The following is a 24,641-nucleotide window of genomic DNA, read 5'->3' as shown; positions in this document are numbered from 1 at the left end:
AAGTTGGTCATAACGAATGAACAAGCTTATGATATGCATGAAAAATCTCAGCATCCTTGCAGTTGAAGAAGGTGCTGGGATGATTCATAAAGGATTGCGATTTGAAAGGAGGAATTATGATGTTCTTGATCATCTATTTCGTACTATTAGGAAGTATCTTTCATCTACTTTTTATTAAACCCGCTATTTCAAAGGTGGACAAACATCCACTGCTTGAACATTTAGATGCTTCGCCTTCTTCCATCATAAATGAGGCGAAATCACATGCCCGATAATATGTTTTGGTTTATGACGATCATCTTCTCCCTCACCATCATCGTCATGTTGTGGAGACCGTTCGGGATCAATGAAACCATCCCCACATCCATCGGGGCCGCCATCGTACTGCTTATAGGAATCGTTCCCTTCAGCGATGTGTTTACCATCGTCGATATCGTGAGCGGGGCGGCTCTTACCATTTTATCGACGATCATGATGTCCATCGTCCTTGAGAGTATCGGTTTCTTCCGTGTCGTGGCCGTGAATATCGTCAACAGATCGAGGGGGTCGGGGGTCAGGCTGTATATCTATGTGATGTTATTATGTTTTATGATGACCATGTTCTTTAATAACGACGGCAGCATCCTTATCACCACTCCGATCATCATCCATATGACATCCCTGTTGAAGCTCAAGAACCATCAGAAAATCCCCTACTTGCTTTCCGGTGCCCTTATTGCCACTGCAGCCAGTGCCCCCATCGCCGTCAGCAATATTTCAAATCTCATAGCCCTTAAAATCGTCGGACTTACACTGCAGGACTACGTTCAAATGATGTTCGTACCTTCCATGGTCGCCATCCTCTTCATCGCCTATCTGCTCTACCTCTATTTCCGCAAATCCATCCCGAAGAAAATCCTGGATGTCTCGATCAATTGGAAAAAAGATGCCCAAGCCTACTCTTACTCCCACCCTCTTTCCTCTACCGAACAGAAGAAAGAAATCGATTTTACCCTGATCAAGTATTGTCTGCTGATTGTCGTTCTCACCCGGGCCGCCTTTTTTGCCCTGACCCCTTTTGGCATACCACTTGAAATCATCGGTATGGTCGGTGCCGCCATCCTGATCGTCCTCAGATACACCCGGACAAGGATGGGCGTCATGGATATTATCCGGAAGACGCCTTGGCATGTTCTATTATTCGCTTTCAATATGTACGTACTCGTGTATGGACTGAAAAATGTCGGGTTAAGCGACTTCATCGTTGAGCAATTCAGGGACCATATTGTCGGACAGCCTTTCAATGCCAGTATGATGATGGGGATCTTCCTTACCGTGATCTCCAATCTCTTTAACAATCTGCCGGCTGTGATGATCGGCACCTTATCCATCACTGAAATGGGACTGGACCCCCACATTTTGCAGATCGCTTATTTAGCTAACGTGATGGGGAGTGACATTGGTGCTTTATTGACACCAGTGGGAACACTCGCCACCTTGATCTGGATGTTCATCTTAAAGACCCATGGAATCAACATTTCCTGGAGCCGCTATCTGAGGGTGACCATATTCATTGTTCCAATCAGTCTATTAATCGGATTATACAGTCTGTACCTGTGGATAGAGTGGTTATTTTAACTAGGAAGGAGTATGTAAGCTTATGAAAAATGTTTATTCTGCATTTACCGGAGAAGCGGTCATGATCGAACTGACCGGAAAAAAAACCATCAATGGATATTTGATCGAGGTAGGCAGCGAGGTCATGATCGTCTATAACGGAGTCGACTATATTTATATCTCCACTTCTCATATAAAAAATATGTGGGTTGTATCGAAAGACTCCATCGGGATCGATGAGCCGTCTGTAAGTCCACAGCTTGAACAGGAAGATCAATTATCCCTGCGAAAAATCCTGACCACGGCCAAGGGGGTCTTCCTTGAAATCTACACAACGGGCAATCAGTCGATACACGGTTATATAACAGGGATCATGAACAATTACTTCGCATTCTATTCCCCCGTTTACAAAACGATGTTCATATCCCTGCAGCATTTAAAATGGCTTATTCCCTATTCTACAAACCTCTCACCCTACCGCTTGAGTAAGGAAAACCTGCCTGTCAATCCGTCAAACTCCATTACCCTGGCCAGAAGCTTTGAGGTTCAACTGGAAAAATTGAGCGGACACCTCGTCGTATTGAACCTGGGAGTACAGGAAGAAATGATAGGCAAGATCGAGAGGGTGTCAGATAATATCATGGAATTGATTACGGCCAGGGGAGAACCGACCTACTTGAATATGCAGCATATCCAAACCGTCCATTTGCCATAAAAAAAGAAACCACCTCTCCTTGGAAAGGTGGTTTCTTCATGATTAGAAATTACGTTCGGAAACGTTGATTCTGTTCATGGCACGCTTCAGAGCGAGTTCGGCACGACGGAAGTCTACGTCGTCCTGTTGTGCCTGCATACGGTCTTCAGCACGGCCTTTTGCTTCTTTCGCGCGTTGTACATCGATAGCTTCTGCTGTTTCAGCAGACTGTGCTAGAATTGTCACCTGTTCAGGACGTACTTCTAAGAATCCGCCACTGACAGCTACAAGCTCAGTGTTGCCACCTTTTTTCAGGCGAACCGCACCGATTTGTAGTGGAGCAACCATCGGAATGTGTCCAGGTAAGATTCCAAGCTCACCGCTTTGAGCTTTCGTGCTCACCATTTCCACTTCTGAATCGTACACTGGGCCATCGGGAGTGACAATATTGACTTTTAATGTCTTCATTTTCTTCCCTCCTGGTCCCTAATTATACCTCTACGCCCATTTCTTTAGCTGCAGCCAGTACGTCCTCGATCGGACCTACAAGACGGAATGCATCTTCTGGAATGTGGTCGTATTTACCTGCAAGAATATCAACGAAGCCTTTAACTGTGTCCTTCACTTCTACGTAAGAACCTTTTTGGCCTGTGAATTGTTCTGCAACGTGGAAGTTTTGAGATAAGAAGAACTGTACGCGGCGTGCGCGTTGTACTGTCAGCTTATCATCATCAGAAAGCTCATCCATACCAAGGATCGCGATGATATCTTGAAGTTCTTTATAGCGCTGTAGCGTTTGTTGAACGTTACGGGCAACATTGTAGTGTTCTTCTCCAACGATCTCTGGAGAAAGAGCACGGGAAGTCGATGCCAATGGATCCACCGCAGGGTAGATACCCATTTCAGAAAGCTTACGCTCAAGGTTCGTTGTTGCATCAAGGTGAGCGAAAGTTGTTGCAGGAGCCGGATCCGTGTAGTCATCGGCAGGTACATAGATCGCTTGGATCGATGTTACAGAACCTACGTTTGTTGACGTGATACGCTCTTGCAGTTGACCCATTTCAGTCGCAAGTGTCGGCTGGTAACCAACGGCAGATGGCATACGGCCAAGTAGTGCCGAAACCTCTGAACCTGCTTGCGTGAAACGGAAGATGTTATCGATGAACAGAAGTACGTCTTGACCTTGCTCATCACGGAAGTGTTCAGCCATTGTCAGACCCGTCAAGGCAACACGCATACGTGCACCAGGCGGTTCGTTCATTTGTCCGAATACCATCGCTGTTTTCTTGATAACGCCAGAATCGCTCATCTCGTGGTAAAGGTCATTTCCTTCACGAGTACGCTCTCCAACACCGGCGAATACAGAGATACCGCCGTGCTCTTGAGCGATGTTATTGATAAGCTCCTGGATTAATACGGTTTTACCAACACCGGCACCACCGAATAGACCGATCTTACCACCCTTGATGTATGGAGCAAGTAAGTCTACTACTTTGATACCTGTTTCAAGAATCTCAACTTCTGTAGAAAGTTGATCGAATGTAGGTGCCTGTCTGTGAATCGGATCACGACGGATACCTGCTGCTAGAGGCTCGTCTAAATCGATTGATTCACCCAGAACGTTGAATACACGACCTAACGTTACATCCCCTACTGGTACAGAGATTGGTGCTCCTGTATCGAGTACTTCGGCTCCACGTTGTAAACCATCCGTAGATGCCATTGCGATCGTACGTACAGAATCATCACCTAGGTGAAGGGCAACCTCTAATGTAAGTTCAGCTCTATCTGCAATTTGGATCTTTAAAGAGTTGTAGATATCAGGAAGTTGGCCGCTGGCGAACTTGACATCAACAACTGGACCCATTACTTGAAGAACGTGTCCTTTGTTCATCTCTTTCCCTCCTAACTAGCTTTTGACAAAAACTTTATGAAATATAAACGGTTTAAATACCGTTAATGTTCTATTCGAGTGCCGCTGCCCCGCCGACGATCTCAGTGATTTCCTGAGTGATCGCTGCTTGACGCGCACGGTTAAATTTCAGTGTAAGGTCACTGATGATTTCTTTTGCATTATCGGTTGCATTTCTCATCGCTGTCATACGGGCGGCGTGCTCACTTGCTTTACCGTCAAGGAGAGCCCCGAAAATCAGGCTTTCAGCGTATTGAGGAAGCAATACCTCAAGGATTTCCTCTGCAGAAGGCTCGAATTCATATGAAGCAAGCTTTCCTGAAGGAGTCAGATCCGTTAACGGTAACACTTTTTTCTCCGTAACATCCTGCTGGATCGCACTTACATAGTGGTTGTAGAACATATACAGTTCATCGTATGCCTCTGCAGAGAACATACCCACCGCTTTGTTTGCGATATCTTTAATGTCGGCGAAATTCGGTTGATCCGGAAGACCAGTTACCGACTCAAGAACATTAAAGCCTTTTTTACGGAAAAAATCAGCACCGACACGGCCCAGAGCAATAATGGCAAATTCATCATTCGAGCTGTGACTTTCTTTAATTCGATTGCTAACAGCACGGATTACACTGCTGTTATATGCCCCCGCCAAACCACGGTCTGATGTAATGACCAGATACCCGGTTCTTTTAACGGGGCGGGAGACTAGCATCGGATTCCTCACACCTTGACTGCCCGCTGCAACGGATGTCACCACTTCAGAAATTTTATTCATGTAAGGTACGAATGACTTAGCATTCGTCTCCGCACGATTCAATTTAGAAGCCGATACCATTTCCATTGCTTTGGTGATTTGACTTGTCTTTTTGGTAGAAGTAATACGAGTTTGTATATCGCGTAACGATGCCACTGGTTCTCACCACCCTTTACATATTGTCAGACATAGGGAGCGGGCTGGTTACCCTTCCCCCTATATTCCATTATTCAGACTTGATGAACGTCTTCTTGAATTCATTGATCGCGGTTTTCATTGCATCATCTTCAGGAAGACCTTTGGTCGTACGAATATGGTCTAACAGTTCAGTATGGTTGTGATCTAACCAGCTTAGAAGTTCAGACTCGAAACGACGGATATCTACAACTGGAATATCATCTAAATGACCTTTAATCAGTGCATAGAAGATCATGACTTGTTTTTCAACTTTAAGTGGTTTGTTAAGATCCTGCTTCAGTACTTCTACTGTACGCGCACCACGATTCAGTTTCGCCTGTGTCGCTTTATCAAGATCTGATCCGAACTGGGCGAATGCTTCAAGCTCACGGTAAGCGGCTAAGTCAAGACGAAGCGTACCGGAAACCTTTTTCATTGCTTTGATTTGTGCGGATCCACCAACACGTGATACGGAAAGACCTGCATTGATCGCCGGACGTACACCGGAGAAGAATAGGTCAGATTGTAAGAAAATCTGTCCGTCTGTGATGGAGATAACGTTTGTCGGGATATAAGCGGAGATATCTCCTGCTTGTGTTTCAACGAATGGCAATGCCGTGATGGAACCTCCACCTTTTGCATCACTCAATTTCGCTGCACGCTCGAGTAGACGAGAATGCAAGTAGAATACGTCACCAGGGAATGCTTCACGGCCTGGAGGACGACGTAATAATAGGGAAAGCTCACGGTAAGCAGAAGCCTGCTTGGAAAGATCATCGTACACGACAAGAACGTGCTTGCCGCTGTGCATGAATTCTTCAGCCATTGTGATACCTGCGTATGGTGCTAAGAATAGCATCGGAGCAGGTGAAGCAGCGGATGCCGTTACAACGATTGTGTAATCCAATGCACCGTGCTTACGCAATGTTTCTACCGCGTTACGTACTGTTGATTCTTTTTGACCGATGGCAACGTAGATACATACCATGTCCTGGTCTTTTTGGTTCAGGATTGCATCGATGGCTACAGATGTTTTACCTGTTTGACGGTCACCGATGATCAATTCACGTTGTCCACGACCGATTGGAACGAGTGCATCGATCGCTTTGATACCCGTTTGAAGTGGCTCGTGTACGGATTTACGATCCATAACACCAGGTGCCCCACTTTCAATCGGACGCGTTTTTGTTGTTGCAATTGGACCTAATCCATCGACTGGTTGTCCAAGTGAGTTTACTACACGACCAACTAGTTCTTGTCCTACTGGTACTTCCATGATACGTCCAGTACGACGAACCTCATCGCCTTCACGAATGTCAGTATATGGTCCGAGAATGATGATACCAACGTTGTTTTCTTCTAAGTTCTGTGCCATACCCATGACACCGTTAGAAAATTCAACAAGCTCTCCAGCCATGACATTGTCGAGGCCATGAGCACGAGCGATACCGTCACCGATTTGGATAACTGTACCTACATCGCTTACTTTCATCTCAGACTGATAGTTTTCAATTTGCTTTTTTATCAGCGCGCTGATTTCTTCCGCCTTGATGCTCATGAATTTCACCCCTCATTTATACGAAAGTTAACGAATTAGTTCACGCTCAAGACGAGTCAACTTACCTTGCAGGCTTCCATCATAGATGCGGGTCCCGATTTGGACCTTGATGCCGCCCAGTAAATTTTCGTCTGTCACATTGGTAATTCTTAATGATTGTTTTCCGACTTTTTTAGCAAAAGAAGACGACAATGCTGTTTGCTCATCTTCTGTTAAAGGACGTACAGAGTACACTGTCGCATCTGCAATCCCGCGTACTTCGTTTGTCAATTCGATGAATGCCTCAACCATCCCTGTGATCTCGCCCGTACGGTGACGGTCGGTCATCAGCATCAATGTGTTCAGGACATACGGGGAAGCCGTGGAAAAAGCTTCCTGAATCAATGACTTCTTCTTATCTAACGTAAGCTTAGGATTTTCAAAGAGAACCGTTAATTCGGTATTCTCAAGGAAAACCGCTCTCACTGTACGCAGCTCTTCTTCGATTCCTTCGAGCTGATTATGATCCCGGGCAATCTCGAAAAGAGCTAACGCATAGCGTTTTGCAACTGTAGAGTAGCTCATCGCTCTTCCCCTACCTCTTGAATATAATCGTTAATTAACTTCTGTTGATCATCAGCTGAAAGTTCTTTCTCAATGACCTTAGAAGCAATAAGTACTGATAAAGATGCAACCTGTTTCTGAAGTGCTGCAACAGCTTGTTCTTTTTGTGTTTCGATTTCGCGCTTTGCAGATTCTTTCAATCTCTCTGCCTCTTGACGAGCAGTTGCGATAATCTCTTCACGTTGTTCAGAACCTTGTTTCTTAGAGTTTTCAATCATCGTTTGAGCTTCAAGACGAGCTTCTTTCAGAAGCTTCTTTTGCTCTTCTAAAATATTGTTTGCCTCAGTTCGGCTCTTTTCGGCTGCCGTGATTTCTCCGGCGATGTGGTCTTCACGCTGCTGCATGATTCCCATTAATGGACCCCAGGCGAATTTCTTAAGTAGCGCCATAAGGACCAGGAACATGATCAGCTGAAAGACGATATCCCCTGTGTTAAGGCCGCCGTGACCTGCTGCCTCACCTATAACGAATGCGTTAGTTAACATACTCGATTCACTCCCTTCAAGAATCGATTGGATCGTATTTTTTATAAATGAACCGTTCTTGCAAAGAATCTATTCTCTAGTACATAGGAATGGCGAAGATAATCGTCAAGACGAACTTCGCCATTCAACCTGTCCGTTTTATTAGCTTCCTAGTGCGATGAAAGCGATAACTACGCCGATGATAGGAAGTGCCTCAACCAATGCGATACCGATGAACATTGTTGTTTGTAAAGTACCACGTAATTCCGGTTGACGTGCAATTCCTTCTACTGTACGACCTACGATAAGACCGTTACCAATACCTGCTCCTAGTGCTGCTAAACCAACTGCAATTGCTGCTGCGATAAGACTCATTCTAAAGTTCCTCCTTTAATGTATAAGAAAAATATTTTTTACATATATGTTTGTCCACCGTAATGAACAGGTATATATTAATGGTCGTGGCTAACTTTGTGAGCCATATAAACCATTGTTAACATACAGAAAATGAACGCCTGGATCGATCCGACAAACACCGAGAACCCTTGCCAAGCAAGCATTGGTGCGATTGCTCCGATCGTTCCCCCGATACCACCGTTAACAGCGAGACCTGCAAGTAGTGCTAGCAGGATTTCACCGGCATAGATGTTACCGTAAAGTCGAAGACCCAATGTAAGAGTGTTTGCAAACTCTTCAATGATTTTTAGCGGGAATAACCACCACATAGGTTTGAAAAAGTCTTTCCCGTATTCGCCAAACCCTTTTAACCTGATTCCATAGAAATGGGATAGTACCACGACCATAACCGCCAGGGTCATCGTGATGGCAGGATCGGCTGTAGGTGATTTCCACCATAATTCGCCGTCATATACGACAGAAAATGGCAGACCCAGCATATTCGATACAAAAATATACATGATAATCGTGAGACCTAAGATATGAAAACGGCCACCCGTCTTCCAGTCCATGTTGCTCTTAATGATCCCCTTGACAAAGTCCATCACCCACTCGAAAAAATTCTGCATTCCGGTCGGTTTCAGGGCTAAGCGACGTGTAGATAAGAGGGCAATAATAAACACTATGGCCGTTGCGACCGTGATCATCAAAACGTTCGCAAGGTTAAAAGTCAAACCCAGAAAATGGGCTGTAGGTGCTCCATGATTCAAAATACTTCACCTCTCTTCCCCGCTATTTATTAGTTTTGAAGCTGCTGAAAAAATAATCTATCATAATGACAATATAGGTCGTCATTAATCCAATAATAAGACTTAGGAGATGAAATGTTTCTGGAAATCGTGTGGCAATGATGACTCCAAGGGCGGCTGCGGCCATACGGGAAGTGGTTCCTAGTGATCTCACTTTTTTCCCTTCTACAACGGCGTCCCCGAACTTCGAGACCCGCTTGGTCATGCCCCAGTGCATATAAAGACTTAGAACTGTCCCTAAAATTAACCCTAAGAATACTGATTTGTGGGTGGTGAATCCCCAACCCAGGACGTAAATAGAAAGCACGTAAATTATGTATTTCCGCTGTCTATTAAACATTTGATGGAGTTCCGGCATATCTTATTATTCTCCTAAGAAGAAATGTCGTACTGTTCGAAGCATCGCATAAATCCCTGCGGCGAGACCGAGGAGTAATCCGATGATTAAAAAGAGTGGTGCTGAATCAGCCTGCTGATCAATCCATCTCCCCAGGAAAATCCCGACTAAGATAGACCCGACAAGCTGTGCTAAAATGGCAGAATAAATCGCCATCGCTTTATATGGGCTTTCGTTTTTTTGACCCATTTCAACCTCTCCCATTCAAACCAAATTTGAACATGAGGCAAGCTTTTCAGACATGATGCAAAACCGATTGCATAAGGGTTTCCGCATTGTGAAAACCTTATCATTTTACATCCTTTGTAAGCATACAATAGGGCTTAATCTATGTCAATGCGTTCAAGTTAAAAAGTTCACAACCTATCCACGTGTTTCCAGATTGTTCACATTTTCAACACAATTACCAGAAAAGCGGAGGCGGGTTGGGCAGGCCCGACAAGCACAACTGGGAAATCCCTAAAGGCGCTTTTTGCCTTTTGGGATTTTTCAGTTGTGACCTCGAGGGACTACACGCCGGAGCTGGACATAGCTAAATCCGTATCCAACTGCCCACCCCACACGCACAACTTAGAAATATATTAACAAATTTATAGATGCCCTACTTCACATGCCCCTCCATTATATAGAAGATTCCCTTACTCAGTAACCCTTGAATTTAATGTAAATACTTCCAACTGGTTTCAAAATGTTAGCTTATAAAAAAACAAAGGTCCGTCCCTCAAAAATTGTAAGAGGGACGGACCTTTACTCAGGTTCATTCATTTGGATCGAAGGATTTTGGACGCTCATCCAGGTGACCGAATTGGTAACGGATCGCTTGGGTGATTCGGTAGGATGCCTGTCCGTCTCCGTATGGGTTTGTCGCTTTTGACATTTTGCCGTGTGCTTCCGGATCTGTCAGAAGTTCTTTCGCAAGCTTGTAGATGTTTTCTTCTTCATTACCTGCAAGTTTCAGTGTTCCGGCTTCAATCCCTTCCGGACGCTCGGTTGTGTCGCGAAGGACGAGAACCGGCACTCCTAACGAAGGTGCTTCTTCCTGAACACCGCCTGAATCTGTCAGAATCAGATGGGCACGGGAGGCGAAATTATGGAAATCAATGACATCTAGCGGCTCAATCAGGTGAATCCGCTTATCGTCTCCAAGTACTTCATCCGCCACTTCACGAACGGCAGGGTTCAAGTGAACCGGATAGACAACCTGGATATCATCATGCTCTTCTACTAATCGCTTAATGGCACGGAACATGTTACGCATCGGTTGACCAAGGTTTTCACGACGGTGAGCCGTTAACAGAACTAACCGATCGTCTCCAACACTCTCCAATACCTCATGGTGATACTCATCTTTTACCGTTGTTTTTAACGCATCAATTGCTGTGTTACCCGTAATGAAGATTCCCTCTTCATTCTTATTTTCATTCAAAAGATTCTGGGATGATTTTTCCGTTGGAGCAAAATGAAGATCCGCCATGACACCTGTCAGCTGACGATTCATTTCCTCAGGGAACGGTGAATACTTATTCCACGTTCTTAGACCAGCTTCGACATGGCCAACAGAGATCTGATTATAGAAAGCGGCAAGACTTGCAACGAATGTTGTTGTTGTATCACCATGTACAAGAACAATATCCGGCTTTGCTTCCTTCATGATCTTATCGAGACCTTCCAAGCCACGTGTCGTTACATCAATTAATGTTTGGCGGTCCTTCATGATGTTCAGGTCAAAATCAGGTGTGATATCAAAAATATTCAATACCTGATCCAACATTTCACGGTGCTGGGCTGTTACTGTTACAATCGTTTCAAAGCTTTCCGGATATTTTTTCAATTCAAGAACAAGAGGAGCCATCTTGATTGCTTCCGGCCTTGTTCCAAAAATTGTCATTACCTTGATTGGATTCGTCATATTTTCGCCCCGCCTTTCTTATTTCGTTCCGTACAAACGATCTCCCGCGTCCCCAAGTCCAGGAACGATGTAGCCTTTTTCATTCAGCTTCTCATCAAGAGCGGCGATGAAGATATCAACATCAGGGTGTGCTTCCTTGATGGCGTCGACCCCTTCAGGACAAGCAACCAGGCACATGAATTTGATGCTTACAGCACCGCGCTTTTTCAATGAGTTGATGGCTTCAACGGCAGATCCGCCCGTTGCAAGCATCGGGTCGACCAGGATGAAGTCACGCTCTTCCACATCACTTGGAAGCTTCACGTAATATTCGATCGGTTTAAGAGTCTCAGGGTCACGGTATAACCCGACATGTCCCACTTTCGCAGCCGGGATCAATTTAAGGATGCCATCGACCATTCCAAGGCCGGCACGTAAAATAGGGACGATCCCTAATTTTTTCCCAGCAAGGGTTTTCGCTTTCGCGTTGCTTACCGGCGTTTCAACGTCGATATCCTCCAGTGGCAGGTCACGTGTAATTTCAAAGGCCATTAGTGTTGCAACCTCGTCTACCAGCTCACGAAATTCCTTTGTTCCTGTTTCTTTATCACGGATAAACGTTAACTTATGTTGGATCAACGGATGATCAAATACATATACTTTGCCCATTCGACTCTCTCCTTTAAATTCAGTTTTATGTAAAAATGGTTTGTCCACTTCATTTACACCTCAGACTATTGTACATAAAAGACAATTTAAGAGCAACATGAGATGGGAAGTGTAATGGAATCGTTAGAATTGAGAAAATTGGAGTAGGAATTAATCTCTGAGAAGAGGTTTTTGTTTATTTTGACTGGGTGAGTGAAGACCAGGAGGTTTGGGACTGGTGTGATTGCGTCGTTTTTCCGTTAATTGCGACATTACACCATGTTTTTGCGCATTTTAAAAAATTCTGGAATAAACACACAAAAAACCTCCCCACCAGGAACGTCCGTCCCTAATGAAGAGGTCCTCATCTATTATCTTTCAGGATATAATTCGAATTTACTTGTTAAATCCAACACGCGTTTGCGTGCTTCTTCCAATTTGGCCTCATCTTCATGGTTCTTAAGAGTCAATGCCATGATGGAAGCAATTTCGTCCATGTCCCCAAGTCCGAATCCTCTTGAAGTTACAGCTGCTGTCCCGATACGGACACCGCTTGTAACGAATGGGCTTTCCGGATCGAATGGAATCGTGTTTTTGTTGACGGTGATTCCGATCTCATCCAGGACTTTCTCAGCCACTTTACCAGTCAAGCCAAGTGAACGGGTGTCGATCAGTAATAGGTGGTTATCAGAACCGCCGGATACAAGATCGATTCCTTCCTTCACAAGACCTTCTCCCAAACGTTTCGCGTTGTCGATGATGTTCTGTGCATATTCTTTGAAGGAATCCTGCAGGGCTTCACCGAATGACACAGCTTTAGCTGAAATGACGTGCATGAGTGGCCCACCTTGTAGACCAGGGAAAATAGACTTGTCTATCTTCTTCGCAAACTCTTCTTTACAAAGGATCATTCCACCGCGAGGTCCGCGCAGTGTTTTGTGAGTGGTTGTCGTCACGAAGTCTGCATACGGAACGGGATTCTGGTGAAGACCAGCCGCCACGAGACCGGCGATATGAGCCATGTCCACCATCAGGTATGCTCCCACTTCGTCAGCGATTTCACGGAATTTCGCGAAATCGATCGCTCTTGGATACGCACTTGCTCCCGCTACGATCAGCTTCGGCTTGTGCTCCAATGCTTTTTGTCTAACATCTTCGTAGTTGATGAGGTGCTTTTCTTCATCCACACCGTACTCTACGAAGTTATATTGAATTCCACTGAAGTTGACCGCACTTCCGTGAGTCAGATGTCCCCCATGAGATAAGTTCATTCCTAGAACCGTATCGCCCTGTTCAAGGATGGTGAAGTAGACTGCCATATTGGCTTGAGCTCCTGAGTGAGGTTGAACATTGGCATGCTCCGCTCCAAAAAGCTCTTTCGCACGGTCGCGGGCCAGATTCTCGGCTACGTCCACGTGCTCACAGCCACCATAATAGCGACGACCTGGATACCCCTCTGCATACTTGTTTGTCAGGACGGAGCCTTGTGCTTCCATGACCGCTTCACTGACAAAGTTTTCAGATGCAATTAACTCGATTTTCGTTCGTTGACGCTCTAATTCATCTTGAATCGCTGCATAAATTTCCGGATCTTGCTTGGCAATCTTACTCATACATATCCCCCTTTAATTCATAGGCCCATACTGCGGCGCCTCTTTGATTCATTCAATCCCATTCTAACACGATTCACCAAAAGGCGAAATAAAAACCTCTAGTCAAATCGTAACGTTCGTGTTTTGAGCCTGTCGGGAGGGACGGACCTCATGTGACACTCCTCACAATCAGTTTCCACCCTACGCCAATTACAACGAAGTAGCATTATGGCCGCATTTTTCGACTCCAGAAGAATCCGACGAACCATCTTCACTGCACTCCCCCGTACCCGACGCACCGCCAAGGGAATCATCTGCCCCTTGTCCCCGTTCATCGTTCGGGTTTGACAACGAGTTTAGTGACAAAACCAAAATGAAGGTCCGTCCCTCACAAACAAAAGGCACGGACCCAATTCAAATGGCTTATTCGTATACGGCTCTGGTGCCGCCGATGAGTTTTGGTCTGGTTTTGGCAAGGGTGACGTGGGCTTCGCCTAGGCTTTTTTGTGATACGCGGATCGGGACGGCCACGTGCTTCAGGTGCATGCCGATGAAGGTGTCCCCGATGTCGATGCCGGCGTCGCCTTTGATGTGTTCGACCATGACTGGATCCCCGAAGGAATGATAAGCTTTCGTCGCCATGGCTCCCCCTGCTTTTCGTACGGGAACGACGGTGACTTCATCGAGCCCTTTTCGTTCCGCGACTTCTCTTTCAAGGACCAGGGCACGGTTCAAGTGCTCGCAGCATTGAAATGCCAGGGAGACCCCAATGGAGTCCGCCCAGCTCTTTAACTCGTCATAAATCATTTCCGCGACTTCAATGGTTCCCGCCGTGCCGATCCGCTCTCCCATTACTTCAGAGGTGGAGCAGCCGACAACAAAGACTTGTCCTTTTTTTAATGGAACCTGATTGCTGAAATCGTAGAGGATCGTCTGCAGTTCATCCTTCAATTGAGCGATTTCCATGAAACCAACTCCTTATTGTTTGTCTTCGTATGCCGTGATCTTTCCTACTCTATTCGCATGGCGGCCGCCTTCGAATTCGGTTCCAAGCCATGTTTTGGCGATTTCACGTGCCAGTCCCGGGCCGATGACTCGCTCACCCATGGCAAGCATATTGCTGTCATTATGTTCGCGGGTTGCTTTCGCACTGAATACATCATGCACAAGGGCGCATCGGATACCCTTAACTTTGTTGGCCGAAATGCTCATGCCGATTCCCGTCCCGCAGATCAGAATCCCACGATCGAATTCACCGCTTGCCACTTTTTCCGCAACGGGAACGGCGTAGTCCGGATAGTCGACGGATGTACCGCATTCACAGCCGAAATCCTCATATTCAAGACCCATTTCTTCCATTAATGACTTGATTTCTTCTCTTATATTCACTCCGCCGTGATCCGACGCTATCGCAATTTTCATCTTCTCCCACTCCCCATAACCTTTGATACGTTTTATTTTGCCACATCCTCTTCATTATATAAAGCATTTCAGCAATTAAAAAACGGGCATGAGGTCCGTCCCTCACACCCGGTACTTTTTATAAATGAAAACGTGTAATCGTGCTTTTCAATGCTTCTGCCTGTTCTTTCAGGTTAAGGGCGAGCTTCTCGACGTCATTCATGACGACTGCTTGTTCTTTGGTGGATGCCGATACTTCCATTGCACCCGCTGATGTTTCTTCTGCGATGGCGGCGACTTCCTGTGATTGCTGGGAAGTGAGTTGGATGCTGTCCATCTGCTGATCGACGAGGACCGAGATATTCTGGACTGCGTCTGCCACTTCATGAATCGTTGTTGTCATGGTTTCGATCATTTCATTCGTCTGCGTTCCTTTTTGGGCTTCGGAATTAGCAGAATCAACCTGGGTTGTAATCTGTCCAACTACGTTTCCGACCTCTGTTTGAATATTTTTGATCAGTTCCGAAATACCTTGAACCGCTTTTCCACTTTCATCGGCAAGCTTTCGGACTTCCTCGGCGACCACCGCGAACCCTTTCCCATGTTCCCCGGCACGTGCCGCTTCAATGGAGGCATTCAAGGCGAGAAGATTCGTCTGGTTCGCGATATCCCCGACCAATTGGATGATCTGCTCCACTTTTTTCGCATTGTCTTCGAGTCGGCGTACAGCGTCCAACGAATCTTCATTTCCCCTTGCCAGCCGGCTGATGCCTTCGACGAGGGAATGAATCACTTCTTTACTTCCCTGAAGCTCCGTCACCATGTTTTTCGACATATGCTCGGATGACTTGGAATGATTCTGTACTTCCCGGGCAATCCGGATGACATCCTCCACGGATTCTGCCGTCGTTTGAATTGCCGTCGCCGAGCTTTCGGCACCCGCTGAAATTTCGCTGATCGTCTTGGAAATCGAATCCGCTTGTACAGAAGCGATTTCCGATGCTTTGGAAAGCTCGATGACATTCGTATTGGTTTTGTTAAAATTGTCATCGATGCTTGATACCATGTCACGCAAATTATGCAGCATGCGGTTGAACGCCAGTGCCAGTGAACGGATTTCGTCATCAGATTTCGGTACGTCCACTTCGACGGCGATGTCCCCTTCAGCCGCTTTCAACGCAACCTGCTCCAAACGCTGCAGCGGTTTGACGATGAATCCTGCTGCAAAAAAGGCCAGAATCGCCGACCAGAATACACCCATGCCGAGGGTCATGATCGTGAACCACAGTTCATTCATATCCGGCGCAAAAGCAGGTTTGATCACATAAATAAAAAAGGCACTTGTGGTATACGTTACCAACGCCAGCAGCGTGATAAAGAAGACCAACTTCTTTCTAAGACCCGACTTGTAGCTCTTCACTTTCCCCATCTTTTTCTCTCCCTGTCTTTAGCCAAGCTTTTTTATCAACTCTTCAATCAATGAATCCAACTCTCTGTATGTATGTCTATAGATGTCCACACTTCCCCCATAGGGATCCGACACATCCACGTCACCTGGGTCTTCAAGGACAAATTCCTTCAATGTAAAAACCTTGTCCGCCACATGTGGATACTGATCCACGATCGCCCGCTTATGATTCGATGTCATCGTAAAAATATAGGAAGCCCAATCCAGATTCTCTTTTGATAGCGAACTCGATTGGTGTCTATGTATTATATCGTTCTCTTTCAGCACTTCTTTAGTTTGAAATGAAGCGTCATTTCCGTCCATGGCAAAAACACCCGCCGACTTCACGTCGAACCTATCTGCACCCTTATGCTTCAAAACCGCTTCAGCCATGGGACTCCTGCACGTATTACCCGTACAAACAAACAAAATATTCATCACGTCATCCTCCTTACCACCTATTATAAAATATTTTCCAATCTCCCAATAGTCCATTCACAAAGAATACAAAAAGAAAGGAGCGGCTCGCCCTGGACCCAAATCAAAAAAGCCCACCCCCGAGGGACGGACCTTCACCAACCAATTCAAATCGGCAGCAAGAGCTTCACACCAAACGCAAACAGAATACTCCCCCCAAGGGCCTCGCTGTACGTTCCAAGCACCCCCTGGAATTTCCGGCCGATGAGTAATCCCCCCCACGTCAACACGGTAGCCGCGATCCCGAAACAGAAGAGGGCCACCGCCGTTCGTGCCCCGAAGATCCCAAGGGTCAATCCGACTGAAAAACTGTCCAGGCTCACACTCAATGCAAAAAGGACCAATCCAAATCCCACTGGTGAGATGAGGGTCGTTTCCTCCTCCTTAAAGCTCGACATGAACATCTGGATTCCAAGTACGATGAGGAGCACACCCCCTGCGTAAGCGGCAAAGGATCCGAACGTGTCCGATAAGAATTTCCCAGTCATCATTCCGAGCAGCGGCATCCACACATGAAAGACCCCGACCACCAATCCTATATAAAAGACCTGCTTCAATCTCAGCTGAAACATACCCATTCCAATTCCGATCGAAAAGGCATCCATCCCAAGAGCAAATGCCATTAACATCAAGGTAATCAATTCGCCGATAATCGTTGTCATTTTGTTTTTTCCCCCTCCGGACATGCCTACAAAACAACTTATGCACCTCCAAAGGGATTTAGAATTCAAAATAAATCCCCCTATGAAAGACCATAGGGGGTTGCCTTCATCCTTTTATCACCCGGTAACCTGCCGCTTTCTGAAGACGGTTCATGATCGCAAGCCCGACTCCTTCTTCCGGAAACATCTCGGCAAAAATGATATCCACATCACATCTATTAAAAGCACGCAATGTGTCGTAGAGATGCTGGGCCACAGTGTTCAGGTCGTCCCGGCGCCCGACGGAAAAAATGATATCCGCCTGATACCAATCCAACCGTTCCTCCGTCGTCAGAACGCCAACCTTGAGCCCTTCTTCCTTTTTCTCATCAACCAATCGCTGCACATCTTCCTTCGTGCCGTTCACTAAATAAACCGGGGCATCCGGGGCGTAGTGGGTGTATTTCATCCCGGGTGATTTCGGGGCACCCTTGCCTTCTTTTAAGGAAGGATCCACTTCCACTTTCCCGACGACTTCTTCCAGCTGCTCTTTCGTTATGCCTCCTGGACGCAAAATGACCGGAATTTCTCCCGTACAATCCACCACCGTCGACTCGACTCCGACTCCCGTCTCTCCACCATCGACGACTCCGGCGATGCGGCCGTCAAGGTCATCAATCACATGCTGTGCCGTAGTCGGACTCGGCTTACCCGACCTGTTCGCACTCGGGGCAGCAATCGGAAGCCCCGCTGCCTCTATGATGGAGAGCGCCACGGGATGGTCCGGCATCCGGATCCCCACTGTGTCGAGTCCAGCCGTCACCTTCCCGGAAAATACGCCTTCCTTATTTTTAAAAATGATCGTCAGTGGGCCAGGCCAATACGCATCGATGAGCTTCGCCGCATCCACCGGGATCTCTTCAACCAGCCCCTCCAGCTGCTCTTTATTTGATATGTGGACAATCAGTGGATTATCCGATGGCCTTCCCTTCGCTTTGAAGATTTTCTCTACAGCCTGATCAGATGTGGCATTTGCCCCCAGTCCATAAACCGTCTCCGTCGGGAAGGCAACCACCTCATCCTGCTGAAGAATCTTCGCGGCATCCACAAATTGTGGATAACTTTTGTTTTTATCCACATCACTTTCCACAATCCAGTGTTTCATCATCTATGTCATCCACCTTTATCGATCTAAGCTAAATCTGTTCACTTTTTGTGTAGTAATACTGAATATACTCGTTCCTATACTTTTGAAAGTATAAAAGAAACACCCTGAATTCTCAAGTATTATCCACAAACCGAGGGTAACTTGTTGAAAATTGTGGATAAACCTGTGGATGGTGTGAATAAATCTGAAAAAAGAAAAAGTTACCGCTTTCTCATATATTGTCGAATGCCAAACGAAAAAAACTGAACCATTTTTATGAGAATGGTCCAGTCCTGTATTCACCGCTAAAATTCTTGTCGAAATATCTATAAATCCAATTTCATGGTGATGCAGTTATCCACAGTGGATAACTTCTTCGCATGAATAAAATTCTCCAACTCATCCACAACGGGTGCTGTTTCCTGCTGAAAACCTAACAGATCAAAGAACGCGAGGGACGCTTTTCGATTGGAAATCAAATAAAGACGCGTCAGATCTTTTTCTTTCGCAAGCTTTAAAATCTCCTGGAAGAGAGCAAATAACTCTTCACTTTCAAAAGAAGACGTGACAACAAGTGAACGAAGGAGGCCGATTTTCTCCTGCACCTCGATTCCCAGCGTCCCAATCAACCGGTTTTCCGAATCTTCCACTACTAAAAAACAATCAATGCTATGTTTAATGCCTTCCGTGCTTAATCCTGCTTTCATCAAGAAGGCCACTACTTCATGAATATCCTCACTCGTTGCCTGGCGGATCACTTTCAACATCCTTTCATCCTCCCTTTTCTCTCATCCTCTAGTATCAATGTATGAGAGGAGAAGGAGAATAGAACAAAAAATGCTAGAAAGATAGACTTTCTTGAAATAAGAAAAAGCTTCATCTCAAGGGGGATGAAGCTTCTCACTTTATTTATTGAATAACCCTTTGAAAAGATCGACTACGAAGAATCGAACTTCGACTTCTTCCTCATCCTGATCTTCCACAAAAACAGGTTCTTCTGGTTTTTCTACTTTTTCCTCAACTTGTTCTTCCTGCTTTTTCACCTCTTCTTCAACCGGCGCCTCTTCCTTTTCTTCCTCATCAATCACACCAGCTTCAACTGCTTCTACTTCGACTTGCTTATAAGCGATGGTATCATCTTCAGGTTGTTCAACATCTTCACTCACTGCGTCTTCAGGATCCACTTCGGTTACCTCATTACCACTTGCCTGCACTTTCGTTTCAAAGCCCGTGCTTCTTACGGCATTTCCAGTAGAGAAATCCAGGAAGCATAGCGGCGGATACAGGACGCACCACCAGTTGGCACCTTCCCCTTTACCAAGTGTGATCAACACCGCCTCGTACTCACCAGCCGGATAAAGATACTGACCATATAGCTTAGTGGGAAAGTCCACTTTGCCAAACTCTACTTTCACTGATTGATCCATGCCTTCAGCCGCCACGACGTCTTCTGCAATTTTCTGAAGCTGCGGCAATCCTTCCTTGATGACTGCTTTCGCCTCATCCTGTGACGTCAGGGTCGATACCCATTTCGTAATCTCTTTGTTGACTTCATCCCGGACGAGTCTTTTCACGTTTTGATCCCCATCCAGATCACTATTAGCCAGGATCCGCAGACGAATCGCTTCCTCCGGGATCACCATCGTCTCCTGTGCCGCCATTTCCTGCTTCGGTATATATAAACTTAGAATCGTTCCTAATGATAGAATCAAGATATACAATAGTACTGTGTGTTTTGTTTTCATGTCCTCTCCCCCTTGGTAAACAGTGTGGTCAAAATGGGGGAATCTTAAACTAGTAAAATAACATTTTTGTTTGGGAAAATGTTATTTTTATAAGAATGTTTTATAAACTTGTGGCTTTTGAAAAGCGAGTGCTGGTTGATTTCCGCTGCAGGTGCTCGCTTTCCGCGGGGCGTGAGTTGAGCCTCCTCGGGCTTTGCCCTGTGGGGTCTCAACTTTCCCGCTTTTCCCGCAGGAGTCGAGCACCTTCCGCTTCAATCAACTTATGAGATTACCTCGATTACCTCTTTGAATAGTTTAGAACAGTTTGTTTTCCCACAAAAAAACACCCCCGATCACTATAATCGAGGGCATACATCCTTATTTCTTCATACAAAACACCATACGATCTTTCCCATTGATGTCATGGACGACTTCTGTCTCGGCATCCGGGAAGGTCGCACGCAGGAGATCCGCCACCGTCTCTCCCTGACCGACTCCGACTTCAAAGCCGATCAGGAATTTTTCTTTCATGACAAGAGGCAGTTCTTCCATAAATCGTTTATACAGATCATATCCGTCTTCCCCGCCAAATAATGCGAGTTCCGGTTCATGATCGATGACGACATCTGATAGAGTTTCGCGATCTGTCAGTGGGATGTAGGGAGGATTGGATAGAAGAATATCCAGCTTCACTCCGTCTTCAATCAATGGCTTCAGCAGATCTCCTTCAAAAAAGCGAACATCTGCGTCGAGTCTCTTGCTATTCTCCCTGGCAACCGCCAGTGCTTCAGGAGAAATGTCCACAGCCATCATCTCAAGAGGCAGACGCTCCGATTCGAGCTTTAACGTTACCGCAATCGCACCGCTCCCCGTTCCGACATCGACAGCCTGTAAAGAAGTATCCACATCACCAAACAGATCCTTCATCTTCTGCAAACCATAATAGATCAATTCTTCCGTTTCCGGTCTCGGAATCAGCACATGCTCATTCACCACAAACTCCCGGCCATAAAACTCCTCAGTCCCGATGATATGCTGAATCGGGACGCCACCTACATGCCGCCGGATCCCCTCCTGGAATTCGTCCCACTTTTCTGGAGGGACGGACCTTCGCTGTTCTGCCAGCAGCTGTGATCGTGACATGTCCATTAAATGCCGCAAGTAAATCTCTCCCACATTCTCATCGCGGCCACTTTCGACTAAAAAAGAAGAAGCCCATTTCAGGGCTTCAAATACCGTCACCATGACTATTCTTCCAGTCTCTCAAGAAGTTTGGACTGATCTTCGATGATCAATGCATCGATGACTTCATCCATCTTTCCTTCAAGGATTTGATCAAGCTTCTGGATCGTCAGGCCGATACGGTGATCCGTGACGCGGTTTTGTGGGAAATTGTACGTACGGATACGCTCGGAACGGTCACCGGTACCAACGGCAGATTTACGATTTGCATCGTATTCCGCTTGGACTTCACGCTGGAATTTATCGTACACGCGGGCACGCAATACTTTCATGGCTTTCTCTTTGTTCTTGATTTGTGATTTTTCATCCTGACATGATACGACGACACCTGTCGGCACGTGGGTCAGTCGCACGGCAGACATGGTGGTATTAACACTTTGTCCACCAGGGCCACTGGATGCGAAGGTATCGACACGGATATCTTTATCGTGGATGTCCACTTCGACTTCTTCCGCTTCCGGCAGGCAGGCTACCGTTGCCGTCGACGTATGGATACGTCCGCCGGATTCTGTTTCAGGTACACGTTGCACGCGGTGTGCCCCGTTTTCATATTTCATTTTGGAAAATGCGCCGTTTCCGTTGATCATGAAGATGATCTCTTTGTAACCACCGACACCAGTGGAGTTCGCTTCCATGACTTCGATCTTCCAGCCTTGCGCTTCAGCAAAGCGACTGTACATGCGGTATAAGTCACCGGCAAACAGGGCTGCTTCATCTCCACCTGCAGCACCACGAACCTCCATGATTACGTTCTTATCATCGTTCGGGTCTTTCGGAATCAATAATATTTTCAGACGGGCTTCCAACGCTTCGATTTGCTCTTCAAGCTCGGAAACTTCTTCCTTCACCATTTCACGCATATCAGCATCAAGCTTATCATCCAGCATCGCCTTCGCGTCTTTAAACTGCCCGGTCAATTCTTTATATTCTCGATAAGCTTCTACCGTTGCTTGGATGTCTGATTGTTCTTTTGAATAATCTCTTAGCTTCTTTGGGTCATTCACAATTTCTGGATCACTCAATAGTTCATTTAACTTATCATAGCGATCTTCCACTGCTTGTAAACGATCGAACACAGCTATTCACCTCAATTTTAATCCATAACAGTACAATTATATTATACGGTGTATGTAAACACAAGGAAGAACGGGGATGGGGACAGGGGGGATTCTTGTGAAAAAGGGGCAGCCGATGAGCTCCCCCCTTCCATTATCTTTCGGTGATTTTCACATTGATATCGTAACGAGGAATCGCTCTTTGTAATTTGTCTTTGAGCATGGCTTCCTCTTTATCGGTCTCCGCCATGTTCATTTCCTTCTTCGTATGGGCCGTCACCCACATTTGATTCCCATTGATCCACACCTCATCAGGCTGGAATTTCGAATAATCCCTTACCACTTCACGGGCTTTGTCTTCATACACACCGGTTGTCGTGGAAGTCGTACCCTGCGAATTGGTCAAGTTAGGGAAATTGGGATTTTGATCAGTGATTTCCCGCACATTTTTATCCTGGCGCTTATCCATCTCTGCTTTTCGATTATCGATGAAACGGGTACCGCCGCTGTCATTATGCACACCGTATTCCGACTCCTGATTCACGCCGCAAGCTGTAATCAAAAGAAAGAAAACGGTAAAAGATAAAGCTAACAGTAATTTTTTCATGCTTTCACACCTCCTGCTGTTAGGTTTTCCTGCAGGGTGGTGGTTATGCACTGGTCAGGTTTGAAGGTATCGATATGATTATAGGTAATATATGTTAAAAAACGCAATAAATCGTATAATGACGCAATCGCCGTCGAAAATGACGCAATTCCCGTCCGCAGACGCCTTTTCAGATAAAACTTTCAATCTCAATGAAGCAAAATGAGGCGTGAAACCAGAGAAAACATGGTATTTTCCTTGAAAACAAAAAAACAAAGCCCCAAACCTGAGACTTTGTTCAAAAGAAAATTATACTTCCTTCACCATATCCGGAGTAACGCTCATACCGGTCGGCACTTCATGATGATGGCGGCAACGTGGCTCATAGGCTTCTGATGCCCCGACGAGTATGACGGGATCATCGTAACAAGCCGGTTCACCATTGATCAGGCGCTGCGTCCGGCTTGCCGGAGAGCCGCAAACGGCGCAAACGGCTTGGAGTTTTGTCACTTGCTCAGCAATGGACATCAAGTCCGGCATCGGGCCGAATGGTTCCCCGCGGAAATCCTGATCTAGACCTGCGAGGATGACACGGTATCCGCTGTTCGCTAATTTCTGGACGACGTCGACGATGCCTTCGTCAAAAAACTGAACCTCATCGATGGCTACGACATCCACCTCTGGATTCAGGTCATCAAGGATCACGCTTGACTCCTCGACTGCTTTGGCGATGACAGAGGTACCATTATGAGATACAACCGACTCATCGCTGTAGCGATTATCTAGTTTTGGCTTATACACAGCAATTTCTTGTTTGGCAAATTGAGTGCGTCGGACCCGGCGGATCAGTTCTTCGGATTTCCCTGAGAACATGCTGCCGCAAATGACTTCTACCCAACCCGTTTGTTTCATGACATACACGAAAGCGCCTCTCCTTCCTTACACATTGATCTATAAAAAACAGCCTGGCTGTTAGTGAAAACGGACTACTCATTAGTATAAAGCATTCCTTTATGTACGGGAATAATGCTCAAAATCCGGTAATTTGGCAGAAAAAAAGAGGCACAGCTCAATTGGAACTGCCTCTATTTCTTCAACCATTTGCTTTAAACGTAATAAAAAACAGGCAAGCATGAAGATCCTTGCCTGTTTTTCTAATAGAAGAGAAGGGTGCGCACCTACGCACAAAGACGTACGATGCGGCCTTCTGACTCTTCATTATTGTTGTTGATTTTTAAGACCGTATTTTTTGTTGAAACGGTCAACACGTCCACCAGCGTCAGCGAATTTCTGACGTCCTGTGTAGAATGGATGGCATTCAGAACATACCTCAACGCGCATTTCTTCCGCTACAGAACCAGTTTCAAATTCGTTACCGCAAGCACAGCTAACTTTGATCGTGTTGTACTTAGGATGAATTCCTGATTTCATTT

At 46.0% G+C, this 24,641-nt stretch carries 30 protein-coding genes; 3 read left to right on the top strand and 27 right to left on the bottom strand.

What is annotated here, in order from left to right; genetic code table 11:
• Nucleotides 1-116: 116 nt before the first annotated feature.
• From NQ095_RS16665 to NQ095_RS16655, 3 genes are read left to right on the top strand one after another with little or no spacing between them, the layout of a single operon-like run.
• Entirely contained in the window at nt 117-275 is a 159-nt protein-coding gene (locus tag NQ095_RS16665) for a hypothetical protein (protein WP_258264570.1), read from the top strand.
• Nucleotides 250-1,617, top strand: a complete 1,368-nt coding sequence (locus NQ095_RS16660; RefSeq protein ID WP_258264569.1) for an arsenic transporter — start codon at nt 250-252, stop codon at nt 1,615-1,617. The genes NQ095_RS16665 and NQ095_RS16660 overlap by 26 nt, the downstream gene beginning before the upstream one ends.
• Before the next feature lie 22 nt (nt 1,618-1,639).
• Nucleotides 1,640-2,311 carry a DUF2642 domain-containing protein gene (locus NQ095_RS16655; RefSeq protein ID WP_258264568.1) on the top strand — a complete coding sequence of 224 codons (672 nt, stop codon included), beginning with the start codon at nt 1,640-1,642 and terminating at the stop codon, nt 2,309-2,311.
• 42 nt (nt 2,312-2,353) lie between these two features.
• Here NQ095_RS16655 and NQ095_RS16650 read toward each other — a convergent pair whose 3' ends face one another.
• The 27 genes from NQ095_RS16650 to rpmE all read right to left on the bottom strand — a co-directional run bounded on the left by NQ095_RS16650 (nt 2,354) and on the right by rpmE (nt 24,639).
• Nucleotides 2,354-2,758 (bottom strand): F0F1 ATP synthase subunit epsilon, encoded by a 405-nt coding sequence (locus NQ095_RS16650; protein WP_034765168.1) that lies wholly within the window; start codon nt 2,756-2,758, stop codon nt 2,354-2,356.
• Nucleotides 2,759-2,780: 22 nt separating this feature from the next.
• Nucleotides 2,781-4,184: a F0F1 ATP synthase subunit beta gene (gene atpD / locus NQ095_RS16645; protein WP_258264567.1), complete on the bottom strand. Its 1,404-nt coding sequence runs from the start codon at nt 4,182-4,184 to the stop codon at nt 2,781-2,783.
• Nucleotides 4,185-4,254: 70 nt separating this feature from the next.
• Nucleotides 4,255-5,112, bottom strand: a complete 858-nt coding sequence (locus NQ095_RS16640) for a F0F1 ATP synthase subunit gamma (protein WP_060672862.1) — start codon at nt 5,110-5,112, stop codon at nt 4,255-4,257.
• 70 nt (nt 5,113-5,182) lie between these two features.
• A complete protein-coding gene (atpA, locus tag NQ095_RS16635) occupies nt 5,183-6,691 on the bottom strand; it encodes a F0F1 ATP synthase subunit alpha (protein ID WP_034765162.1) in 1,509 nt (502 codons plus the stop codon).
• Nucleotides 6,692-6,718: 27 nt separating this feature from the next.
• Nucleotides 6,719-7,255 (bottom strand): F0F1 ATP synthase subunit delta, encoded by a 537-nt coding sequence (locus NQ095_RS16630; protein WP_258264565.1) that lies wholly within the window; start codon nt 7,253-7,255, stop codon nt 6,719-6,721.
• Nucleotides 7,252-7,779, bottom strand: coding sequence for a F0F1 ATP synthase subunit B (atpF, locus tag NQ095_RS16625; RefSeq protein ID WP_034765158.1), 528 nt, complete (start codon nt 7,777-7,779; stop codon nt 7,252-7,254). Before atpF ends, NQ095_RS16630 begins: the two co-directional genes overlap by 4 nt.
• A gap of 141 nt (nt 7,780-7,920) precedes the next feature.
• The gene (atpE, locus tag NQ095_RS16620; RefSeq protein WP_032086923.1) at nt 7,921-8,133 is read right to left on the bottom strand and encodes a F0F1 ATP synthase subunit C; all 213 of its coding nucleotides are present in this window, start codon (nt 8,131-8,133) and stop codon (nt 7,921-7,923) included.
• Between the two features lie 77 nt (nt 8,134-8,210).
• Nucleotides 8,211-8,924: a F0F1 ATP synthase subunit A gene (gene atpB, locus NQ095_RS16615; RefSeq protein ID WP_034765155.1), complete on the bottom strand. Its 714-nt coding sequence runs from the start codon at nt 8,922-8,924 to the stop codon at nt 8,211-8,213.
• Between the two features lie 22 nt (nt 8,925-8,946).
• Nucleotides 8,947-9,321 (bottom strand): ATP synthase subunit I, encoded by a 375-nt coding sequence (locus NQ095_RS16610; protein ID WP_229595906.1) that lies wholly within the window; start codon nt 9,319-9,321, stop codon nt 8,947-8,949.
• 6 nt (nt 9,322-9,327) lie between these two features.
• Nucleotides 9,328-9,549, bottom strand: a complete 222-nt coding sequence (locus NQ095_RS16605) for an AtpZ/AtpI family protein (RefSeq protein ID WP_060672866.1) — start codon at nt 9,547-9,549, stop codon at nt 9,328-9,330.
• A gap of 568 nt (nt 9,550-10,117) precedes the next feature.
• A complete protein-coding gene (gene wecB, locus NQ095_RS16600; protein WP_258264564.1) occupies nt 10,118-11,269 on the bottom strand; it encodes a non-hydrolyzing UDP-N-acetylglucosamine 2-epimerase in 1,152 nt (383 codons plus the stop codon).
• 18 nt (nt 11,270-11,287) lie between these two features.
• Nucleotides 11,288-11,917 carry a uracil phosphoribosyltransferase gene (gene upp / locus NQ095_RS16595; RefSeq protein WP_034765147.1) on the bottom strand — a complete coding sequence of 210 codons (630 nt, stop codon included), beginning with the start codon at nt 11,915-11,917 and terminating at the stop codon, nt 11,288-11,290.
• A gap of 350 nt (nt 11,918-12,267) precedes the next feature.
• Complete coding sequence (locus NQ095_RS16590) at nt 12,268-13,509, bottom strand: serine hydroxymethyltransferase (RefSeq protein WP_258264563.1); 1,242 nt, start codon at nt 13,507-13,509, stop codon at nt 12,268-12,270.
• A gap of 189 nt (nt 13,510-13,698) precedes the next feature.
• On the bottom strand, nt 13,699-13,854 hold the full coding sequence (locus NQ095_RS16585) for a hypothetical protein (protein WP_258264562.1): 156 nt from the start codon (nt 13,852-13,854) through the stop codon (nt 13,699-13,701).
• Between the two features lie 57 nt (nt 13,855-13,911).
• Nucleotides 13,912-14,454 (bottom strand): TIGR01440 family protein, encoded by a 543-nt coding sequence (locus NQ095_RS16580; protein WP_258264560.1) that lies wholly within the window; start codon nt 14,452-14,454, stop codon nt 13,912-13,914.
• Between the two features lie 12 nt (nt 14,455-14,466).
• On the bottom strand, nt 14,467-14,910 hold the full coding sequence (gene rpiB / locus NQ095_RS16575; RefSeq protein ID WP_034765248.1) for a ribose 5-phosphate isomerase B: 444 nt from the start codon (nt 14,908-14,910) through the stop codon (nt 14,467-14,469).
• Nucleotides 14,911-15,028: 118 nt separating this feature from the next.
• Nucleotides 15,029-16,318, bottom strand: coding sequence for a methyl-accepting chemotaxis protein (locus tag NQ095_RS16570; RefSeq protein ID WP_258264559.1), 1,290 nt, complete (start codon nt 16,316-16,318; stop codon nt 15,029-15,031).
• 18 nt (nt 16,319-16,336) lie between these two features.
• Nucleotides 16,337-16,774: a low molecular weight protein arginine phosphatase gene (locus tag NQ095_RS16565; RefSeq protein ID WP_258264558.1), complete on the bottom strand. Its 438-nt coding sequence runs from the start codon at nt 16,772-16,774 to the stop codon at nt 16,337-16,339.
• Between the two features lie 146 nt (nt 16,775-16,920).
• Nucleotides 16,921-17,475, bottom strand: coding sequence for a manganese efflux pump MntP (locus NQ095_RS16560; protein ID WP_258264557.1), 555 nt, complete (start codon nt 17,473-17,475; stop codon nt 16,921-16,923).
• Nucleotides 17,476-17,581: 106 nt separating this feature from the next.
• Entirely contained in the window at nt 17,582-18,622 is a 1,041-nt protein-coding gene (locus NQ095_RS16555) for an L-threonylcarbamoyladenylate synthase (protein WP_375162854.1), read from the bottom strand.
• 305 nt (nt 18,623-18,927) lie between these two features.
• Nucleotides 18,928-19,368: a GNAT family N-acetyltransferase gene (locus NQ095_RS16550; RefSeq protein ID WP_258264556.1), complete on the bottom strand. Its 441-nt coding sequence runs from the start codon at nt 19,366-19,368 to the stop codon at nt 18,928-18,930.
• A 138-nt stretch (nt 19,369-19,506) separates the two neighbouring features.
• Nucleotides 19,507-20,346, bottom strand: a complete 840-nt coding sequence (gene spoIIR, locus NQ095_RS16545) for a stage II sporulation protein R (RefSeq protein WP_258264555.1) — start codon at nt 20,344-20,346, stop codon at nt 19,507-19,509.
• Nucleotides 20,347-20,703: 357 nt separating this feature from the next.
• Nucleotides 20,704-21,570, bottom strand: a complete 867-nt coding sequence (gene prmC / locus NQ095_RS16540) for a peptide chain release factor N(5)-glutamine methyltransferase (protein WP_309137656.1) — start codon at nt 21,568-21,570, stop codon at nt 20,704-20,706.
• Nucleotides 21,571-21,572: 2 nt separating this feature from the next.
• Nucleotides 21,573-22,643: a peptide chain release factor 1 gene (gene prfA / locus NQ095_RS16535; RefSeq protein WP_258264554.1), complete on the bottom strand. Its 1,071-nt coding sequence runs from the start codon at nt 22,641-22,643 to the stop codon at nt 21,573-21,575.
• A 133-nt stretch (nt 22,644-22,776) separates the two neighbouring features.
• On the bottom strand, nt 22,777-23,229 hold the full coding sequence (locus NQ095_RS16530) for a hypothetical protein (protein WP_258264553.1): 453 nt from the start codon (nt 23,227-23,229) through the stop codon (nt 22,777-22,779).
• A gap of 288 nt (nt 23,230-23,517) precedes the next feature.
• Nucleotides 23,518-24,129, bottom strand: a complete 612-nt coding sequence (locus tag NQ095_RS16525; protein ID WP_060674359.1) for a thymidine kinase — start codon at nt 24,127-24,129, stop codon at nt 23,518-23,520.
• A gap of 297 nt (nt 24,130-24,426) precedes the next feature.
• Nucleotides 24,427-24,639: a 50S ribosomal protein L31 gene (rpmE, locus tag NQ095_RS16520; protein WP_034765123.1), complete on the bottom strand. Its 213-nt coding sequence runs from the start codon at nt 24,637-24,639 to the stop codon at nt 24,427-24,429.
• Nucleotides 24,640-24,641: the final 2 nt, after the last annotated feature.

It is taken from the genome of Rossellomorea sp. SC111 (assembly GCF_024733565.1).
Lineage (GTDB): Bacteria > Bacillota > Bacilli > Bacillales > Bacillaceae_B > Rossellomorea.
This window is presented reverse-complemented; position numbering and strand designations above follow the sequence as displayed.

Coding starts and splice junctions, on each gene's coding strand:
- upp (WP_034765147.1), bottom strand. CDS start 11,917: ATGGGCAAAGTATATGTATTTGATCATCCGTTGATCCAACATAAGTTA.
- spoIIR (WP_258264555.1), bottom strand. CDS start 20,346: ATGAAAACAAAACACACAGTACTATTGTATATCTTGATTCTATCATTA.
- NQ095_RS16555 (WP_375162854.1), bottom strand. CDS start 18,622: ATGATGAAACACTGGATTGTGGAAAGTGATGTGGATAAAAACAAAAGT.
- atpD (WP_258264567.1), bottom strand. CDS start 4,184: ATGAACAAAGGACACGTTCTTCAAGTAATGGGTCCAGTTGTTGATGTC.
- NQ095_RS16605 (WP_060672866.1), bottom strand. CDS start 9,549: ATGGGTCAAAAAAACGAAAGCCCATATAAAGCGATGGCGATTTATTCT.
- NQ095_RS16550 (WP_258264556.1), bottom strand. CDS start 19,368: ATGTTGAAAGTGATCCGCCAGGCAACGAGTGAGGATATTCATGAAGTA.
- NQ095_RS16655 (WP_258264568.1), top strand. CDS start 1,640: ATGAAAAATGTTTATTCTGCATTTACCGGAGAAGCGGTCATGATCGAA.
- NQ095_RS16660 (WP_258264569.1), top strand. CDS start 250: ATGAGGCGAAATCACATGCCCGATAATATGTTTTGGTTTATGACGATC.
- wecB (WP_258264564.1), bottom strand. CDS start 11,269: ATGACGAATCCAATCAAGGTAATGACAATTTTTGGAACAAGGCCGGAA.
- NQ095_RS16560 (WP_258264557.1), bottom strand. CDS start 17,475: ATGACAACGATTATCGGCGAATTGATTACCTTGATGTTAATGGCATTT.
- NQ095_RS16630 (WP_258264565.1), bottom strand. CDS start 7,255: ATGAGCTACTCTACAGTTGCAAAACGCTATGCGTTAGCTCTTTTCGAG.
- NQ095_RS16650 (WP_034765168.1), bottom strand. CDS start 2,758: ATGAAGACATTAAAAGTCAATATTGTCACTCCCGATGGCCCAGTGTAC.
- NQ095_RS16530 (WP_258264553.1), bottom strand. CDS start 23,229: ATGAAAAAATTACTGTTAGCTTTATCTTTTACCGTTTTCTTTCTTTTG.
- NQ095_RS16610 (WP_229595906.1), bottom strand. CDS start 9,321: ATGCCGGAACTCCATCAAATGTTTAATAGACAGCGGAAATACATAATT.
- rpiB (WP_034765248.1), bottom strand. CDS start 14,910: ATGAAAATTGCGATAGCGTCGGATCACGGCGGAGTGAATATAAGAGAA.
- prmC (WP_309137656.1), bottom strand. CDS start 21,570: ATGGTGACGGTATTTGAAGCCCTGAAATGGGCTTCTTCTTTTTTAGTC.
- NQ095_RS16665 (WP_258264570.1), top strand. CDS start 117: ATGATGTTCTTGATCATCTATTTCGTACTATTAGGAAGTATCTTTCAT.
- NQ095_RS16565 (WP_258264558.1), bottom strand. CDS start 16,774: ATGAATATTTTGTTTGTTTGTACGGGTAATACGTGCAGGAGTCCCATG.
- NQ095_RS16580 (WP_258264560.1), bottom strand. CDS start 14,454: ATGGAAATCGCTCAATTGAAGGATGAACTGCAGACGATCCTCTACGAT.
- rpmE (WP_034765123.1), bottom strand. CDS start 24,639: ATGAAATCAGGAATTCATCCTAAGTACAACACGATCAAAGTTAGCTGT.
- atpE (WP_032086923.1), bottom strand. CDS start 8,133: ATGAGTCTTATCGCAGCAGCAATTGCAGTTGGTTTAGCAGCACTAGGA.
- NQ095_RS16590 (WP_258264563.1), bottom strand. CDS start 13,509: ATGAGTAAGATTGCCAAGCAAGATCCGGAAATTTATGCAGCGATTCAA.
- atpA (WP_034765162.1), bottom strand. CDS start 6,691: ATGAGCATCAAGGCGGAAGAAATCAGCGCGCTGATAAAAAAGCAAATT.
- atpF (WP_034765158.1), bottom strand. CDS start 7,779: ATGTTAACTAACGCATTCGTTATAGGTGAGGCAGCAGGTCACGGCGGC.
- NQ095_RS16570 (WP_258264559.1), bottom strand. CDS start 16,318: ATGGGGAAAGTGAAGAGCTACAAGTCGGGTCTTAGAAAGAAGTTGGTC.